We start from the raw sequence: 16197 nt of genomic DNA, 5'->3' as shown, positions 1-16197 counted from the left end.
TACAATCTGGAGCGTCCCCACCAAGGCCTCGATATGCGCGTCCCCGCCGATCGCTTCTGGCCGAGCGCCCGCGCCATGCCGACCCGCGTTCCAAAAGTTGAATACGACAGCGGCGAGATCGTCCGTAGGGTCTCATCGACGAGACCCTACATCTCCTTCAAAGGACGCTTCTGGAAGGTTCCCCAGGCCTTCGCGCGCGAAAGTCTCGCCATCCGGCCGCTGGATCGTGACGGCCACTACGGAATCTTCTTCGCCAGCTGGCAGGTCGCATCGATCGACTTGACCAATGGCCAACCTGTCAGTGATGTGTCCGAACAGGTGTCAGCCATGTCCCCGGACTAAACAACAAGCCCGGCCATGACGGTGTCCGCGGCTGGACCCAACTACAAAATCCCTTCATCTTCCCGTTGTATCCGCGGAACAAAATCGCGCTTGGCGTGTCATCTGGCTGCTCAGCTCGCCCCGCTGCGATTTCCTCCAAATAGTCAAATAATATGACTAGTCGGAACCTATCTTCCGTGAAATAGTCCCTCGTGCCGCCTCGAAGGCCGGCCTGTGGGTGCCATGTTACCAATCGGCGCCCCGGATAACATCTTGGGAGACTCGCCTGATGATCCTCAAAGCCCTCTTTGCGGCCAGCGCCACGGCCGCCTTGCTGCTCGCGCTGCCGGCGAATGCCGCCGAGCTCACCATCGGCTTCTCGCAGATCGGATCGGAATCCGGCTGGCGCGCGGCCGAGACGTCGGTCTCCAAGCAGGAGGCCGCCAAGCGCAAGGTCAATCTCAAGATCGCCGACGCGCAGCAGAAGCAGGAGAACCAGATCAAGGCGATCCGCTCCTTCATCGCGCAGAACGTCGATGCGATCTTCCTCGCGCCCGTGGTCTCGACCGGCTGGGACTCGGTGCTGAAGGAGGCCAAGGAAGCCAAGATCCCGGTGGTGCTGCTTGACCGCGACATCGATCCGTCCGGCAAGGAGCTCTATCTCACCGCCGTAACCTCGGACAGCGTGCATGAGGGCGAGGTCGCCGGCGACTGGCTGGCCAAGACGGTCGGCGCCAAGGCCTGCAACATCGTCGAGCTGCAGGGCACGGTCGGCGCCAGCGTCGCCACCAACCGCAAGAAAGGCTTCGACACCGCCATCGCCAAGCACGCCAATCTGAAGGTGGTGCGCAGCCAGACCGGCGACTTCACCCGCGCCAAGGGCAAGGAGGTGATGGAAAGCTTCATCAAGGCCGAAGGCGGCGGCAAGAACATCTGCGCGGTCTACGCCCACAACGACGACATGATGGTGGGCGCGATTCAGGCGATGAAGGAAGCCGGCCTCAAGCCTGGCAAGGACATCCTCACCGTTTCGATCGACGCGGTCCCCGATATCTTCAAGGCGATGGTTGCCGGCGAGGCGAACGCCACGGTGGAGCTGACGCCGAACATGGCTGGCCCAGCACTGGATGCCGTCGCGGCCTTCAAGGGCAAAGGCACGGTTCCGCCGAAGTGGATCCAGACCGAGTCCAAGCTCTATACCGCCGCCGACGATCCGCAGAAGATCTACGACAGCAAGAAGGGCCTCGGTTACTGAGGCGGGCTCCGCGCCGGACCGCTTCCTGTGGTCCGGCGATCCCCCTTCGAAACCGCTGCACGAACGGCTAGGCTGGGTGTCCGCTTCAATGGCGGGCACCGGTGGGAGTGAATTTGCCATGCAGAACAGCCCCGATCCTGCTCTGCCTCTTCTTGAGGTGCGTGGGATCAGCAAGAGCTTTGGCGCTGTGCGCGCGCTGCAGGAGGTCGACTTCACGCTGCGCGCCGGCGAGATCCATGCGTTGCTCGGCGAGAACGGAGCCGGCAAGTCCACGCTGATCAAGGTCGTCACCGGCGTATTCCCGCGCGACGCCGGCATCGTCAGGATCGGCGGTGAAGAGGTCGCGCCGCGCTCGGCCAAGGCAGCGCTGACAGCGGGCATTGCCACCGTCTACCAGGAAGTCAACCTGCTGCCGAACCTGTCCGTGGCGCAGAACCTGTTCCTCGATCGCCAGCCAATGCGCTTCGGCATCGTGCGCGAGGGCGAAATGCGCCGCCGCGCCAAGGCGCTGCTTGTGGAGTTTGGCCTCGACATCGACGTCGCCGCGCCGCTCGGCAACTATTCGGTGGCCATCCAGCACGTCACAGCGATTGCCCGCGCGATGGATCTCTCCGCGCGCGTGCTGATCCTGGACGAGCCGACCGCGAGCCTCGACCGCCACGAGGTCGAGATACTGTTCGGCATCATGCGTCAGCTTGCCAGGCGCGGCATCGGCATCGTCTTCGTCAGCCACTTTCTCGACCAGGTCTACGAGATCTCCGATCGCATCACCGTGCTGCGTAACGGCCGCCTCGTCGGCGAGCGCGAGACCGCCTCACTGCCGCGCCTCGAGCTGATCCGGCTGATGCTCGGCCGCGAGTTGGCCGAGACCACCAGCGCGCGCGCATCAGTGGGCGAGCACAAGGTGCGCGAGGTCTGCGCGAGTTTCGAGAATTACGGCAAGGCCGGCTATGTCGCGCCGTTCAATCTCGAGCTGCGCCATGGCGAGGTCGTCGGTCTCGCCGGCCTGCTCGGCTCGGGCCGGACCGAGACGGCGCGGCTGGTGTTCGGCGCCGAGCGCGCCGATGGCGGGAAGGCGAGAGTGGAGGGCGCGTCGGTGCGGCTGCAGTCGCCCCGCGACGGCGTACGCCACGGCTTTGGCTATTGCCCGGAGGAGCGCAAGACCGACGGCATCGTCGCCGAGCTCACGGTGCGCGAGAACATCGTGCTCGCGCTCCAGGCCAAGCGCGGCCTGCATCGGCCGCTGTCGCGCCGCGAGCAGGACGAGATCGCGCGCCGCTACGTCAAGATGTTCGACATCCGTCCGCCCGATGCTGAGCGCCCCGTCGGCCTGTTGTCCGGCGGCAATCAGCAGAAGGTTCTGCTGGCGCGCTGGCTCGCGACCTCGCCGCGGCTTCTGGTGCTGGACGAGCCAACCCGCGGCATCGACGTCGGCGCGCATGCCGAGATCATCCGCCTGATCCGCGAGCTCTGCGACGACGGCTTGTCGCTACTCGTGATCTCCTCCGAGCTCGATGAGATCGTGACCTATTCCGACCGCGTCGTGGTGCTGCGCGACCGCGCCCATGTCGAGGAGCTCGCGGGCGAGGCAGTCGACGTCGGCAACATTCTCGCGGCCATCGCCGCCGACGGCGCCGCCGTTGCGCTTGAGGCCCACACATGACAGCGCTGCTGCCGCGCCGCGGTCTCGCCCAGATACTCGCATTGATCGTCATCCTCGCGGTCGATCGCGTGGTGTCGCCGCAATTCTTCGACCTGCGCCTCCAGGACGGCCGTCTGTTCGGCAGCCTGATCGACGTGCTCAACCGCGGCACGCCGGTAGCACTGTTGTCACTTGGCATGGTTTTGGTGATCGCGACGCGCGGCATCGATCTGTCGGTCGGGGCCGTCATGGCGATCGCGGGCGCGATTGCGGCGAGCCTCGCCGACACTCACAGTCTGGCCGTCGTTCTGGCGGCAGCGCTCGGCGCGGGCTTGATTTGCGGCCTGTGGAACGGCTTCCTTGTCGCGGTACTCGGCATGCAGCCGATCGTGGCGACGTTGATCCTGATGGTGGCGGGACGCGGCATCGCCCAGCTCATCACCGAGGGGCGCATCGTGACCTTCTCGTCGCCCGATCTGGTCTGGCTCGGCAATGGCTCGGTGCTCGGCCTGCCGGTACCGGTGGTGATTGCCCTGGGCATGCTCATCCTGACCGGCGCGGTGGTGCGCGGCTCCGCCCTCGGGCTCCTGATCGAGGCGACCGGCGGCAATGCGCGCGCGAGCGAGCTTGCCGGCGTCGGCACCCGTGCGATGATCCTGTCGGTCTATGTCTGGTGCGGCGTCTGCGCCGCGCTGGCCGGCGTGATCGCGGCGGCCGACATCATGGGAGCGGACGCGAACAATGCCGGCCTCTGGCTCGAGCTCGATGCCATTCTGGCCGTGGTGATCGGCGGCACCTCGTTGTTCGGCGGCCGCTTCAGCCTCGTGCTGGCCGTCCTCGGTGCGCTGATTATCCAGACCATGAACACCGGCATCCTCTTGTCCGGCTATCCGCCGGAATTCAACCTGCTGGTCAAGGCGGTGGTGGTGCTCACGGTGCTGTTGTTGCAATCGCCGAAGCTGACTGGTTTTGCCGGCATTGCCGCGCGACTGCGGAGGACGAAAGCATGAGAGGTCTGCCGCCCGCCCTCATCACGGCGATCGTGCTCGTTGCGGGCTTCGCAGCCTGCGCGGTGCAGTTTCCCAACATCGCCTCGACCCGCGTCGTCGGCAATCTCCTCACCGACAACGCTTTTCTCGGCATCGTCGCGGCCGGCATGACCTTCGTCATCATCTCCGGCGGCATCGATCTCTCGGTCGGCTCGGTGATCGGCTTCACCACCGTCTTCGTTGCGCTCGCGATCGAGCGCTGGGGCATGTCGCCGCTGGTTGCTTTTGTCGCCGTCCTCGCACTCTCGGCGGCCTTCGGTGCGGCGATGGGCGCGGTGATCCATGTCTTTGATTTGCCACCCTTCATCGTGACGCTCGCCGGCATGTTCCTGGCGCGCGGTGCGAGCTTCCTGCTCTCCACCGAATCCATACCGATCACCGCGCCGATCTATTCCACCGTGTCGGACTTCGCCTTGCGATTGCCGGGTGGAGGGCGATTGACGGCGATTGCGATCATCATGCTCGCGATCGTGATCGGCGGAGCCTTGCTGCTGCATCTCACCCGGTTCGGCGCCAATGTCTATGCGCTCGGCGGCAGCCGGACGACGGCGAGCCTGATGGGCGTTGCGGTCGGGAAGATGACGGTGAAGATCTACATGCTGTCGAGCCTGCTCGCCGGCATCGCCGGCATCGTCTTCTCGTTCTACACCAGCGCCGGCTATTCGCTTTCCGCCGTCGGCGTCGAGCTCGACACCATCGCGGCCGTCGTGATCGGCGGCACGCTGCTCACGGGCGGGCAGGGTTCGGTGGTCGGAACCTTCCTCGGCGTGCTGATCCAGGGCCTGATCCAGACCTACATCAATTTCGACGGCACGCTGTCGAGCTGGTGGACCAAGATCGCGACCGGAATCTTGCTGTTCGCCTTCATTGCCTTGCAGCAGGGTCTCGTCGCGCTCGCGCGCCGGCCGCTGGCAAAGAGCGCAGGAGCCGCCACATGACATCGCGCATCGTCGTCATCCCGACGCGGCGGGCTCACTCCAATCATGCGGAGGTCGCCCGCTCGATCGGCATCGACATCATCGCCGGCCGCTACGCGGAAGGGACGCGCGTGCCTGGCGATGCCGAGATGATCGCGATGTTCGGCGTGTCGCGGCCAGTGCTGCGGGAGAGCGTGAAGACCCTGGTCGCCAAGGGACTGCTGACGACCAAGGCGCGCGTCGGCACCGTCGTGCGCGAACGTGCCGCCTGGAACATGTTCGACGCCGACGTGCTGGCCTGGCATCTGGACGCAGGTATCGACAAGCGTTTCCTCAATGACCTCGCCGAGATCCGTCTCGCGGTCGAGCCGCGCGCGGCCATGCTGGCGGCCAAGCAGCGGTCGGAGGAGGATCTGGCCGAACTTCGGCGCAGCATGGAGCGAATGCGGCTCGAAGCGTCCGATTCGGTCGGCTTTGCCGATGCCGACCTCGCGCTTCACGTCGCCGTGGCGCGCGCCTCCGGCAACCTGTTCATGCGCTCGATCGGCCACGTCATCGAGGCCGCGCTTCGCGCCTCGTTCCTGCTGAGTGCGCCGGTCGAATTGGAGGACCGCGACACGGTGCTGCTCTGGCACCAGAAGATCGTCGATGCGATTGCGGCCGGCGATGCGGAGGCCGCCTCTGAGGCGATGATTTTCGTCATTCACAACGGCATGCATCGCCATGAGGGCACGGTCATCGAGACCGCACCGGCCTCCGTGGAATCTGGAGAGGGATCGTGACGGAACTCCGCATCGCCATCGTTGGCTTCGGCAAGATCGCGCGCGACCAGCATGTCGGCGCAATCGCCGCCGTGCCGGGCGCGGCGCTGGCGGCGATTGCCAGCCGTAACGCCTCGCTGCCTGGACTGCCGCATTTCGCGACCATCGAGGAGCTGCTGGAAAAGGGACCGCCGATCGATGCGGTCTCGCTCTGCACACCGCCGCAGGTGCGTCGCGCGCAGGCTGCCGCGGCGCTCGCCGCCGGCAAGCATGTCATGCTGGAGAAGCCGCCGGGCATCGGTGTCGCCGAGCTCGATCCGCTGATCGCGATGGCGGCGGAGGGAAGGCGAACGCTGTTTGCGACCTGGCATTCGCGCCATGCGCCGGCCGTCGAGCCCGCGCGACAATGGCTCACTGAGCGGCGCATCAAGTCGGTGCACATCAGCTGGAAGGAGGATGTTCGCGTCTGGCATCCCGGGCAGGGCTGGATCTGGGAGCCGGGCGGCCTTGGCGTGTTCGATCCCGGCATCAACGCGCTGTCGATCCTGACCAAAATCCTGCCGAAGCCCGTGTTCGTCACCGCGGCTGAGCTGGCGTTTCCCGCCAATTGCCAGGCACCGATTGCGGCGAACCTGACGCTGACCGACATCGACGGCCTTGCTGTCACCGCCGAGTTCGATTTCCGCCAGACCGGACCGCAGAGCTGGGATATCCTCGTCGATACCGACCAGGGCCGGATGACTTTGTCCGGCGGTGGCGCGCGGATGGAGGTCGACGGCAAGGTGCTTGCCGAGGCGCCCGATGAGGAATATCGCGGACTCTACCGGCGCTTCGTCGAGCTCGCGGCGACCGGCGCAAGCGACGTCGATCTGACACCGCTTCGCCTCGTCGCCGACGCCTTCCTGCTCGGCAGGCGCACCGTCGTCGAACCGTTTGTGGATTAGACATGGCCGAATCAAAAATCACAAAGGACATCTTCGGAACACTGCCTGACGGTCGCAAGGTCGAGCGCATCGTGCTGCGCGGCGAGGGCGACTTCGAGGCGCGCATCATCACCCACGGCGCGGTGATCCAGGCGCTGATTGCGCCGGATGCGAAGGGCGGTCACGACGACGTCGTGCTCGGCCATGACGCGTTCGCCGGCTATCTCGCGGAGCGAAAGTTCCTTGGGGCCACCGTCGGCCGCTACGCCAACCGCATTGCCAAAGGACAGTTCTCGCTCGACGGCGAGACGGTGCAACTTGCCGTCAACAACGGGCCGAACGCGCTGCACGGCGGCCTCGATGGATTCGACCGCAAGCTCTGGCAGATTGCGGAGATCGACGACGGCGCCGAGCCCGCGGTGACGCTGACCTATGTCAGTCCGCATGGCGAGGAGAATTATCCCGGCCACCTCGATGTCCGCCTGACCTATCGCGTCACCGGCCCGACCGAATTGTCGTTGAGCATGGAGGCGCGGACCGACCGTCCCACCATCGTCAACCTGACCAACCACAGTTTCTTCAATCTGGAAGGCGCAACGTCAGGCACGCCCATTCTCGACCACCGGCTGACGGTTGCCGCCGAACATTTCCTCGCCATCGACCCCACCGCCATTCCGCTGCCCGGACCGCCGCGCGCGGTGGCCGGCACGCCGTTCGACTTCCGCGAGGCTCGGCCCGTTGGCGAGCGCATCCGGCAGAGCGATGAGCAATTGCGCAACGGCAGGGGTTACGACCACACCTACTGCCTTGCGCGCGACGGCAAGCTTGCACTCGCGGCGCGGCTGGAGGCACCGCGCTCGGGGCGCGTCATGGAGCTGTTCACCGACCAACCCGGCCTGCAAGTCTATTCCGGCAACTATCTCGACGGCACGATTTCGGGGAAGGGCGGCAAGCTGATCCGGCAGTCGGATGCCATGTGTCTGGAGCCGCACATCTGGCCTGACGCGCCGAACCGGCCGGATTTCCCGAGCCCGCGCCTCGATCCCGGCGGAGCATATCGGCACCACACGGTCTATCGCTTCGGTATGAGGGCGTCATGATGGAACAGGTGCCGACATCAGTTCTCTCGGACGATCCCTGTCATCTCGGCGAGGGCCCGACCTATGACGTGACCACAGACACCGCCTGGTGGTTCGACATCCGCGAGGGGCGGCTGTTCGAGGCACAGCTTGGCAGTGGCAGCGTCCGCGTTCATGCGCTCGGCCGGATGGCGAGCGCGCTCGGGCGCATCGATGCCGAGCGGCAATTGATCGTCGCCGAGGATGGGCTTTACATCCGCAAGCTCGCCGACGGCGCGATGACGCTGTTCCTTCCGCTCGAGGCGGACAATCCCGTGACGCGCTCCAATGATTGCCGCGTGCACCAGTCCGGCACGTTCTGGATCGGCACCATGGGCAAGAAGGCTGAGCCGAAGGCAGGGGCGATCTATGCGCTCCATCGCGGCACGATCGCGACGCTGTTTCCCGGCATCAGCATTCCCAATTCGATCTGCTTCTCGCCGGATGGCGGCACCGGCTATTTCACCGACACCGCGCGCGCCGTGCTCTACGCAGTCCCGCTCAATCCCGCGACCGGTCTGCCGCGCGGCGAGCCGGAGGTGTTGTTGCGACACACCGGTATCGGCGGCCTCGATGGCTCAGTGTGCGATGCCGACGGAAAGATCTGGAATGCCTGCTGGGGCGCGAGCCGTATCGATGTCTATTCTCCGCAAGGCGAGCGTCTGCGCTCACTGAGCGTGCCGGCAAAACAGGCAAGCTGTCCCGCTTTCGTCGGCCCCGATCTGTCGCGCCTCCTTGTCACGTCAGCGTGGCAGGATATGGACGCGGCGGCGCGCGCCGCCGATCCGCAAGCCGGTTGCACTTTTCTATTGGAGGCATCCGCGCGCGGTCGCGCGGAGCCAGACGTCAAGCTCGCATAGGAGATCAGAGGCAGTCCACGACGACGTTCTCGATGAAACAAAGAAACAGTCTGACACCCAAGGGAGTAAAACATGCTGAAACTGAAGACGACATTCCTCGCGCTGGCGCTGGCCGGCGCTGCGACGATGGCCACAGGCCTCACCGCCTCCGCCCAAGACAAGGCGACCGTCGGCATCGCGATGCCGACCAAATCGTCGGCGCGCTGGATCGACGACGGCAACAACATGGTCAAGGTGCTGAAGGAGCGCGGCTACAACACCGACTTGCAATATGCCGAGGACGACATCCCGAACCAGCTCTCGCAGGTCGAGAACATGGTGACCAAGGGCGCGAAGGCGCTGGTGATCGCCGCGATCGACGGCACCACGCTGTCCGACGTGCTCAAGCAGGCCAAGGCGAAGGGCATCACCGTGATCGCCTATGACCGCCTGATCCGCGGCACACCGAACGTCGACTATTACGCCACCTTCGACAATTTCCAGGTCGGCGTGCTCCAGGCCGAGTCGATCGTGCAGGGCCTCGGTCTCAAGGACGGCAAGGGCCCGTTCAACATCGAGCTGTTCGGCGGCTCGCCCGACGACAACAACGCCTACTTCTTCTACAACGGCGCGATGAGCGTGCTGAAGCCCTATATCGACAGCGGCAAGCTCGTCGTCGCCTCGGGCCAGATGGGCATGGACAAGGTCGCGACGCTCCGCTGGGACGGCGCCACCGCCCAGGCCCGCATGGACAATCTGCTCAGCGCCTATTACGGCAACAAGAAGATCAACGCCGTGCTCTCGCCCTATGACGGCATCTCGATCGGCATCATCTCCTCGCTGAAGGGCGTCGGCTACGGCAGCGCCGATCAGCCGATGCCGATCATCTCGGGTCAGGACGCCGAGGTGCCTTCGATCAAGGCGATGCTGCGCGGTGACCAGTACTCGACCATCTTCAAGGATACCCGCGACCTCGCCAAGGTGACCGCCGACATGGTCGACGCCGCGCTGGCCGGCAAGCAGGTCACGGTCAACGACACCAAGACCTACGAGAACGGTGTCAAGACCGTGCCGTCCTACCTGCTCAAGCCGGTCGTGGTCTACAAGGACAATTGGGAGAAGGTCCTGGTCGAAAGCGGCTACTACAAGAAGTCGCAGTTCCAGTAGGACTTTCTCTTGCTCCGTCGTTCCGGGGCGCCCGGCGGGCGAACCCGGAACCTCGAGATTCCGGGTTCGATGCTTCGCATCGCCCCGGAATGACGGTGATCTAAGGACACAAAGCCAATGACCGCCATGCTGGAGATGCGCAACGTCAGCAAAAGCTTTGCAGGCGTGCAGGCGCTGCGCGACGTCAACTTCTCGGTTCACGCCGGGCAAATCCACGCGCTCGTCGGCGAGAACGGCGCCGGAAAGTCGACGCTGATGAAGGTGCTGAGCGGGGTCTACCCGCATGGCAGCTACGAGGGCACCATCGTCTTTGATGGTGAGGAGCGGCGCTTCCGCGACATCAACGATTCCGAGGCGCTCGGCATCATCATCATTCATCAGGAACTCGCGCTGATCCCGTTGATGTCGATCGCCGAGAACATCTTCCTGTCGCATCCGCCCTCGAAGCTCGGCGTGATCGACCGCGACGAGGTGTACCGGCGCACGCGTGAGCTGCTGGCACAGGTCGGCCTGAAGGAATCCCCGGACACCCTGATCACCGATCTCGGCGTCGGCAAGCAGCAGCTTGTCGAGATCGCGAAGGCGCTGTCCAAGCGGGTGCGGATGCTGATCCTGGACGAGCCGACCGCGAGCCTCAACGAGGCCGACAGCGCCGCGCTGCTCGAACGCCTGATGGCGTTCCGCGAGCAGGGCATCGGCTCGATCCTGATCTCGCACAAGCTCAACGAGGTCGCCAAGGTCGCCGACCACATCACCGTGCTCCGCGACGGCCGCACCGTCGACAGCATCGATTGCCGCGCCGAGCCGATTCAGGAAGACCGTATCATCCGCAGCATGGTCAATCGCGACATGGCGCACCGTTTCCCGGAGCGCAGCGTGAAGATCGGCGAGCCCGTGCTCGACGTCGCGAACTGGTCGGTCTATCACCCCATCCATCCCGAGCGGCAGGTGATCAAGAACGTCAATTTCGGCGTCAGGCGCGGCGAGGTCGTCGGCATTGCTGGCCTGATGGGGGCCGGCCGCACCGAATTCGCCATGAGCCTGTTCGGCCGTTCCTGGGGCACCAATATCAGCGGCAGCATCCGGCTCGAAGGCAGAGATATGGTGCTGCCGAGTGTCGCGGCTGCGATCGACGCCGGCCTTGCCTATGTCACCGAGGACCGAAAGCAGTTCGGCCTGATCCTGGCCGACGACGTCCGCAAGAACATCACGCTCGCCAGCCTTGATCAGGTTGCACCTAAACGCGTGATCGACGACATCGCCGAGCTGAAGATCGCCAGCGACTATCGCACCCGCATGCGCATCCGCTGTTCAGACGTCTACCAGGAGACCGGCCAGCTCTCCGGCGGCAACCAGCAGAAGGTGGTGCTGTCGAAATGGCTGATGACCGATCCCAAAGTCCTGATCCTGGACGAGCCGACGCGGGGCATCGATGTCGGTGCCAAATACGAGATTTACTGTATCATCAACGAGCTGGCGGAGGCTGGCCGCGGCGTCGTGGTGATCTCCTCGGAGATGCCCGAGCTGCTCGGCATCTGCGACCGGATCTGCGTCATGAACGACGGCGCCTTCGTCGGCGAGTTCAAGGGTGCGGACGCGACGCAGGAGAAGATCATGCGCGCCATCATGCGCAACGAACGAAACATTGGGAACGCCGCGCCCGCGGCCGCGGAAATGGGAGGAATGCAGCCATGACCGACAAGACGGTATCGCTGCCCGAGGAGCGCCGGCACGGCAGCTTCATCAAGAACAATTTGCGTAACTACGGCATGCTGATGTCATTGATCGCGATCATGCTGTTCTTCCAGGTCATGACCGGCGGCACGCTGTTGCAGCCGCTCAACCTGACCAACCTGGTGCTGCAGAACAGCTACATCGTCATCATGGCGCTCGGCATGCTGCTGGTGATCGTCACCGGCCATATCGACCTGTCGGTCGGCTCGGTCGCCGGCTTCGTCGGCGCGGTGGCCGCCGTGCTGATGGTGACCTACAAGATCGACTACACGCTCGCCTTCATCGCTTGCCTGTTGCTGGGTGCGGCGATCGGCGCGGCGCAGGGCTATTGGGTGGCCTTCTTCGGCATTCCATCCTTCATCGTGACACTGGCGGGCATGCTGGTGTTCAAGGGCCTGGCGCTCGCGGTGCTGCAGGGCCAATCACTCGGCCCGTTCCCGGCGACCTTCCAGAAGCTGTCGTCGGGCTTTATTCCGGAACTGCTGCCCGAAGCCGGCACGCTGCATCCGACCTCCATGCTGATCGGTGCCGTGCTCGCGCTCGGGCTCGTCTATGCCAGCGCCAAGGGCCGCTCGCGCGAGCAATCGCACGGCATCGAGGTCGAGCCCTACGCGTTCTTCCTGGGGAAAAGCGTTCTGCTCGCCTGCGCCGTGCTCTATTTCACCTATCTGATCGCCTCGCATCGTGGCCTGCCGAACGTGCTGGTCATCATGACCGCGCTGATCGCGCTCTATGGCTTCGTCACCCGGCGCACCGTGATCGGCCGGCAGGTCTACGCGGTCGGCGGCAATGCGAAGGCGGCAAAACTGTCGGGCATCAAGACCGAACGGCTGACCTTCCTCACCTTCGTCAACATGGGCGTGCTGGCCGCGCTTGCCGGTCTCGTCTTCGCCGCGCGCCTCAACACCGCGACGCCGAAGGCGGGCCTCGGCTTCGAGCTCGACGTCATCGCCGCCTGCTTCATCGGCGGTGCCTCGGCCTATGGCGGGGTCGGGCGCGTCGGCGGCGCCGTGGTCGGCGCCATGATCATGGGCGTGATGAACAACGGCATGTCCATCCTCGGCATCGGCATCGACTATCAGCAGGTCATCAAGGGCCTGGTGCTGCTCGGGGCAGTGTGTATCGACGTGTATAACCAGCGGCGGTAGACGCATTGACGGTCTGGTAGGGTGGGCAATGGCGCGTAAGCGCCGTGCCCACCATCTTCTCTCGTGGCACTATGGTGGGCACGCTTCGCTTTGCCCACCCTACGGCAGCGGTGATTGCGTCGTGAACAGCACCGTCGCGATCGCGACGGAAAGCGTTACCGCCGATACGGTTGCTACGGTCGACAGCACCCCCATTCGCCGCAGCGCGATGGCGAACACGATGATGATGGGGGTCGCGGTTATCAGCCCGATTTGTGCATCGCTCATTGCATCGCTCGCCATTTTGCGGAACCGCCGGATGCATCCACCCTATGACGGTGAGGCGGGCGGGACGTTGCGATAGCGCAAACCCGCCTCTGGCCAGTTGCACTATTTGTCCGGCGACAAAGTTGGAATCGCGCCGGTGGGATATCTGTTCGGCGTCTTGATGCGGAAGTCAGATGTCGGCAACGGATTGCGAACAACAAGGAACCGGCTGGGGAATCCTGGAAGATCTTCCCGGTGATCCCATGATCTGGGTGCTGATCTTCAGCGAGCTCGCCGCCTTCGGCCTGTTCCTTGGCGCTTTCGTCATCGCGCGCGCGCTTCACCCGGCGGTCTTCGCGGCCGGTCAGGCCAGTCTCGATGCGCATCTGGCCGGAATAAACACCATCGTGCTCGTGACCAGCGGCTGGGCTGCCGCGCGCGGGGCGGCTGCTGCACGGGCGCGCGAAAGCCGGCGTGCGCGCGGCTGGCTGTTCGGCGCCATGGCCCTTGGCGTCGTCTTCATCGCGGTCAAGCTGTTCGAATATGCCGGCGAGATCGCGTTAGGAAACGGCTTGGAGACCAGCCCGTTCTTCACGCTGTACTTCCTCCTCACCGGCTTCCATCTCCTGCATGTCGGCCTCGGCATCGTGATTCTGGCCGTAGTGTCCCGGGGTGCCCGAGCGGCGGGCGTCGAGACCGGAACGGCTTTCTGGCACATGGTCGACCTGCTCTGGATCGTCATGTTTCCCATCATCTATCTGGTGCACCCGTGATTCCGGATCGTCTCGACATCACCTGGATCGCGTTGATCGGCCTTGCGCTCGCGACCATTCTGGTCCCGCCGCTGGTGTCGCGTCCCTTGTTCGCCAATGCCTTGCTGCTGACGTTCGCCGCCCTCAAGGGCCGCCGTATCGTGCTCGATTTCCTCGATCTTCGCTCAGCGCCGGCGCTTTGGCGCGGCATCGTCAGCGCCTGGGTCTTCATCGTGGTGCTGTTTGCCTGGCTCGCATCGGCCGTCGTTGCCTTGATCTGACTGGCGGTTGCGCATCGTCGCGCTGCTTGCGCTTCGTCAAAGAGTGTCTCCTGGCAATCGGCAATAAATCGCAGGATCGCATCTTTCTCAGGAATCAAACGGAAAGGATTGGCAATGGCTGAACGCCTGACCAAGTCGGCCGCTCGAAATGTCTTCTACGGCGGTTCGGCCTTCTTCTTCGCCATTTTCATAGGGCTGACGGCGCACAGCCATTACTACATGGCCACGACCTCGACCGACGCGGAGACGCTGACGTCGTCGGTCGCCCGCGGCAAGCATGTGTGGGAGAAGAACTCCTGCATCAACTGCCACACGCTGCTGGGCGAGGGCGCCTATTTCGCCCCAGAGGTCGGCAACGTCTGGGATCGCTGGGGCGGCAACGAGGATCCGGCCGCCGCGCGCGAGACGCTGAAGGCCTGGATGCAATCGCAGCCCTCGGGCGCGGAGGGCCGGCGGCAGATGCCGCAGTTCAACCTGACCGACCAGGAACTCAACGATCTCGCCGACTTCCTGCAATGGACCAGCACGATCAAGCGTCAGAGCTGGCCGCCGAACAAGGCGGGCTGAGCATGATCCGGAAAAGTGTGAAGCGGTTTTCCGAAGAGATCATGCTCAAACGACATGCAAGGCGCACAGCTTTCCTCTTTCAAGACAGAGAGAACCCGAGATGAAGTACCAAACCCAGAAAGTCGCGATGCTGTATTTCTACGGCGCGCTGACCCTGTTCCTGGCCCAGGTCGTGTTCGGCCTGCTCGCCGGCACCATCTACGTCCTACCCAATACGCTGTCGACGCTGCTGCCGTTCAACATCGTCAGGATGATCCACACCAACGCGCTGATCGTGTGGTCGCTGATCGGCTTCATGGGCGCGACCTACTATCTGCTCCCGGAAGAGACCGAGAATGAGCTCTATAGCCCGCTGCTGGCGAAGATTCAGTTCTGGATGTTCTTCGGCGCAGCCGGCGTCGCCGTGGTCGGCTATCTCTTCCACTACCACGAGGGCCGTGAGTTCCTCGAACAGCCCTTCATCATCAAGGCCGGCATCGTCGTCGTCTGCCTGATGTTCCTGTTCAACGTCACGATGACGGCGCTGAAGGGCCGCAAGACCACGGTCACCAACATCCTGTTGTTCGGCTTGTGGGGCGTTGCGATCTTCTTCCTGTTCGCCTTCTACAACCCGGCGAACCTTGCCGTCGACAAGATGTACTGGTGGTACGTCGTCCATCTCTGGGTCGAGGGAGTCTGGGAGCTGATCATGGCCTCCGTGCTCGCCTATCTCATGATCAAGCTCAACGGCATCGATCGTGAGGTCGTCGAGAAGTGGCTCTACGTCATCATCGGCCTTGCCCTGTTCTCGGGCATTCTCGGCACCGGCCACCATTTCTACTGGATCGGCGCGCCCGGATACTGGCAGTGGATCGGCTCGCTGTTCTCCACGCTCGAGGTTGCGCCGTTCTTCACCATGGTGATCTTCACCGTGCAGATGACCTGGAAGGCCGGCCGCAAGCATCCGAACCGCGCTGCGCTGTTGTGGTCGGTCGGCTGCTCGGTGATGGCGTTCCTCGGTGCCGGCGTGTGGGGCTTCCTGCACACGCTGTCCTCGGTGAACTACTACACCCACGGCACGCAGGTCACCGCCGCGCACGGTCATCTCGCCTTCTTCGGCGCCTATGTGATGCTGAACCTGTCGGTGATGGCCTATGCGATCCCGCAGATCAAGGGACGCGCGCCCTATAACCAATGGCTCTCCATGACGAGCTTCTGGATCATGTGCACGGCCATGATGACCATGACCTTCGCGCTAACCTTTGCCGGCGTGGTGCAGGTCCATCTCCAGCGCGTGCTCGGCCAGGGCTACATGGACGTGCAGGACCAGCTCGCGATGTTCTACTGGGTCCGGCTCGGCTCCGGCGTGTTCGTCGCGATCTCCGCGCTGATGTTCGTGTGGGCCGTGCTGGTGCCGGGCCGCGAGAAGCAGGCGACCATTCCCGCCGTGCTGCAGCCGGCCGAGTAAACGAGAAAGGGCGGTCGCGGTTTGCCGCGG

At 64.3% G+C, this 16197-nt stretch carries 16 protein-coding genes and 1 pseudogene; 16 read left to right on the top strand and 1 reads right to left on the bottom strand.

Annotated features, from left to right (window positions below):
• The 12 genes and pseudogenes from CV770_RS16555 to mmsB all read left to right on the top strand — a co-directional run.
• Nucleotides 1-342 (top strand): annotated as a pseudogene (locus CV770_RS16555) (IS481 family transposase); the annotation flags it as partial.
• Nucleotides 343-610: 268 nt separating this feature from the next.
• Nucleotides 611-1576, top strand: a complete 966-nt coding sequence (gene ytfQ, locus CV770_RS16550) for a galactofuranose ABC transporter, galactofuranose-binding protein YtfQ (protein WP_018315902.1) — start codon at nucleotides 611-613, stop codon at nucleotides 1574-1576.
• Nucleotides 1577-1694: 118 nt separating this feature from the next.
• Entirely contained in the window at nucleotides 1695-3239 is a 1545-nt protein-coding gene (locus CV770_RS16545; RefSeq protein ID WP_201759882.1) for a sugar ABC transporter ATP-binding protein, read from the top strand.
• Entirely contained in the window at nucleotides 3236-4228 is a 993-nt protein-coding gene (locus CV770_RS16540; protein ID WP_018315904.1) for an ABC transporter permease, read from the top strand. The genes CV770_RS16545 and CV770_RS16540 overlap by 4 nt, the downstream gene beginning before the upstream one ends.
• The gene (yjfF, locus tag CV770_RS16535) at nucleotides 4225-5205 is read left to right on the top strand and encodes a galactofuranose ABC transporter, permease protein YjfF (RefSeq protein WP_104463055.1); all 981 of its coding nucleotides are present in this window, start codon (nucleotides 4225-4227) and stop codon (nucleotides 5203-5205) included. The genes CV770_RS16540 and yjfF overlap by 4 nt, the downstream gene beginning before the upstream one ends.
• Nucleotides 5202-5966 carry a FadR/GntR family transcriptional regulator gene (locus CV770_RS16530; protein WP_104463054.1) on the top strand — a complete coding sequence of 255 codons (765 nt, stop codon included), beginning with the start codon at nucleotides 5202-5204 and terminating at the stop codon, nucleotides 5964-5966. Before yjfF ends, CV770_RS16530 begins: the two co-directional genes overlap by 4 nt.
• Entirely contained in the window at nucleotides 5963-6889 is a 927-nt protein-coding gene (locus CV770_RS16525) for a Gfo/Idh/MocA family protein (protein ID WP_104463053.1), read from the top strand. Before CV770_RS16530 ends, CV770_RS16525 begins: the two co-directional genes overlap by 4 nt.
• Before the next feature lie 2 nt (nucleotides 6890-6891).
• Nucleotides 6892-7968: an aldose epimerase family protein gene (locus tag CV770_RS16520; protein WP_104463052.1), complete on the top strand. Its 1077-nt coding sequence runs from the start codon at nucleotides 6892-6894 to the stop codon at nucleotides 7966-7968.
• Complete coding sequence (locus CV770_RS16515; RefSeq protein ID WP_201759884.1) at nucleotides 7968-8846, top strand: SMP-30/gluconolactonase/LRE family protein; 879 nt, start codon at nucleotides 7968-7970, stop codon at nucleotides 8844-8846. The genes CV770_RS16520 and CV770_RS16515 overlap by 1 nt, the downstream gene beginning before the upstream one ends.
• Before the next feature lie 72 nt (nucleotides 8847-8918).
• Nucleotides 8919-9992 (top strand): multiple monosaccharide ABC transporter substrate-binding protein, encoded by a 1074-nt coding sequence (gene chvE, locus CV770_RS16510; protein ID WP_104463050.1) that lies wholly within the window; start codon nucleotides 8919-8921, stop codon nucleotides 9990-9992.
• A 117-nt stretch (nucleotides 9993-10109) separates the two neighbouring features.
• Nucleotides 10110-11687 (top strand): multiple monosaccharide ABC transporter ATP-binding protein, encoded by a 1578-nt coding sequence (gene mmsA, locus CV770_RS16505; protein ID WP_104463049.1) that lies wholly within the window; start codon nucleotides 10110-10112, stop codon nucleotides 11685-11687.
• Nucleotides 11684-12874: a multiple monosaccharide ABC transporter permease gene (mmsB, locus tag CV770_RS16500; RefSeq protein WP_018315912.1), complete on the top strand. Its 1191-nt coding sequence runs from the start codon at nucleotides 11684-11686 to the stop codon at nucleotides 12872-12874. Before mmsA ends, mmsB begins: the two co-directional genes overlap by 4 nt.
• Before the next feature lie 99 nt (nucleotides 12875-12973).
• Here the strand turns inward: mmsB and CV770_RS42615 are convergent, their stop codons facing one another.
• A complete protein-coding gene (locus tag CV770_RS42615) occupies nucleotides 12974-13141 on the bottom strand; it encodes a hypothetical protein (protein ID WP_085967637.1) in 168 nt (55 codons plus the stop codon).
• 173 nt (nucleotides 13142-13314) lie between these two features.
• Between CV770_RS42615 and CV770_RS16490 the strand changes: the two genes are divergently transcribed.
• The 4 genes from CV770_RS16490 to CV770_RS16475 all read left to right on the top strand — a co-directional run bounded on the left by CV770_RS16490 (nucleotide 13315) and on the right by CV770_RS16475 (nucleotide 16167).
• Nucleotides 13315-13893: a cytochrome c oxidase subunit 3 family protein gene (locus tag CV770_RS16490; RefSeq protein WP_104463048.1), complete on the top strand. Its 579-nt coding sequence runs from the start codon at nucleotides 13315-13317 to the stop codon at nucleotides 13891-13893.
• Nucleotides 13893-14153, top strand: coding sequence for a cytochrome C oxidase subunit IV family protein (locus CV770_RS16485; RefSeq protein ID WP_165637145.1), 261 nt, complete (start codon nucleotides 13893-13895; stop codon nucleotides 14151-14153). The genes CV770_RS16490 and CV770_RS16485 overlap by 1 nt, the downstream gene beginning before the upstream one ends.
• A 114-nt stretch (nucleotides 14154-14267) precedes the next feature.
• Nucleotides 14268-14720, top strand: a complete 453-nt coding sequence (locus tag CV770_RS16480; protein WP_104463047.1) for a c-type cytochrome — start codon at nucleotides 14268-14270, stop codon at nucleotides 14718-14720.
• 100 nt (nucleotides 14721-14820) lie between these two features.
• Nucleotides 14821-16167 (top strand): cbb3-type cytochrome c oxidase subunit I, encoded by a 1347-nt coding sequence (locus tag CV770_RS16475; protein WP_104463046.1) that lies wholly within the window; start codon nucleotides 14821-14823, stop codon nucleotides 16165-16167.
• Nucleotides 16168-16197: the final 30 nt, after the last annotated feature.

The organism is Bradyrhizobium sp. AC87j1 (genome assembly GCF_002936975.1).
GTDB classification, from domain to species: Bacteria; Pseudomonadota; Alphaproteobacteria; order Rhizobiales; family Xanthobacteraceae; genus Bradyrhizobium; species Bradyrhizobium shewense.
Note: the sequence above shows the minus strand (reverse complement) of the source record. Positions and strands in the feature narration are given on the sequence as shown.

Bases quoted from the DNA above. Each gene is read 5' to 3' on its own strand.
- ytfQ (WP_018315902.1), top strand. From the start codon at position 611: ATGATCCTCAAAGCCCTCTTTGCGGCCAGCGCCACGGCCGCCTTGCTG.
- CV770_RS16545 (WP_201759882.1), top strand. From the start codon at position 1,695: ATGCAGAACAGCCCCGATCCTGCTCTGCCTCTTCTTGAGGTGCGTGGG.
- CV770_RS16540 (WP_018315904.1), top strand. From the start codon at position 3,236: ATGACAGCGCTGCTGCCGCGCCGCGGTCTCGCCCAGATACTCGCATTG.
- yjfF (WP_104463055.1), top strand. From the start codon at position 4,225: ATGAGAGGTCTGCCGCCCGCCCTCATCACGGCGATCGTGCTCGTTGCG.
- CV770_RS16530 (WP_104463054.1), top strand. From the start codon at position 5,202: ATGACATCGCGCATCGTCGTCATCCCGACGCGGCGGGCTCACTCCAAT.
- CV770_RS16520 (WP_104463052.1), top strand. From the start codon at position 6,892: ATGGCCGAATCAAAAATCACAAAGGACATCTTCGGAACACTGCCTGAC.
- CV770_RS16515 (WP_201759884.1), top strand. From the start codon at position 7,968: ATGGAACAGGTGCCGACATCAGTTCTCTCGGACGATCCCTGTCATCTC.
- chvE (WP_104463050.1), top strand. From the start codon at position 8,919: ATGCTGAAACTGAAGACGACATTCCTCGCGCTGGCGCTGGCCGGCGCT.
- mmsA (WP_104463049.1), top strand. From the start codon at position 10,110: ATGACCGCCATGCTGGAGATGCGCAACGTCAGCAAAAGCTTTGCAGGC.
- mmsB (WP_018315912.1), top strand. From the start codon at position 11,684: ATGACCGACAAGACGGTATCGCTGCCCGAGGAGCGCCGGCACGGCAGC.
- CV770_RS42615 (WP_085967637.1), bottom strand. From the start codon at position 13,141: ATGAGCGATGCACAAATCGGGCTGATAACCGCGACCCCCATCATCATC.
- CV770_RS16490 (WP_104463048.1), top strand. From the start codon at position 13,315: ATGTCGGCAACGGATTGCGAACAACAAGGAACCGGCTGGGGAATCCTG.
- CV770_RS16480 (WP_104463047.1), top strand. From the start codon at position 14,268: ATGGCTGAACGCCTGACCAAGTCGGCCGCTCGAAATGTCTTCTACGGC.
- CV770_RS16475 (WP_104463046.1), top strand. From the start codon at position 14,821: ATGAAGTACCAAACCCAGAAAGTCGCGATGCTGTATTTCTACGGCGCG.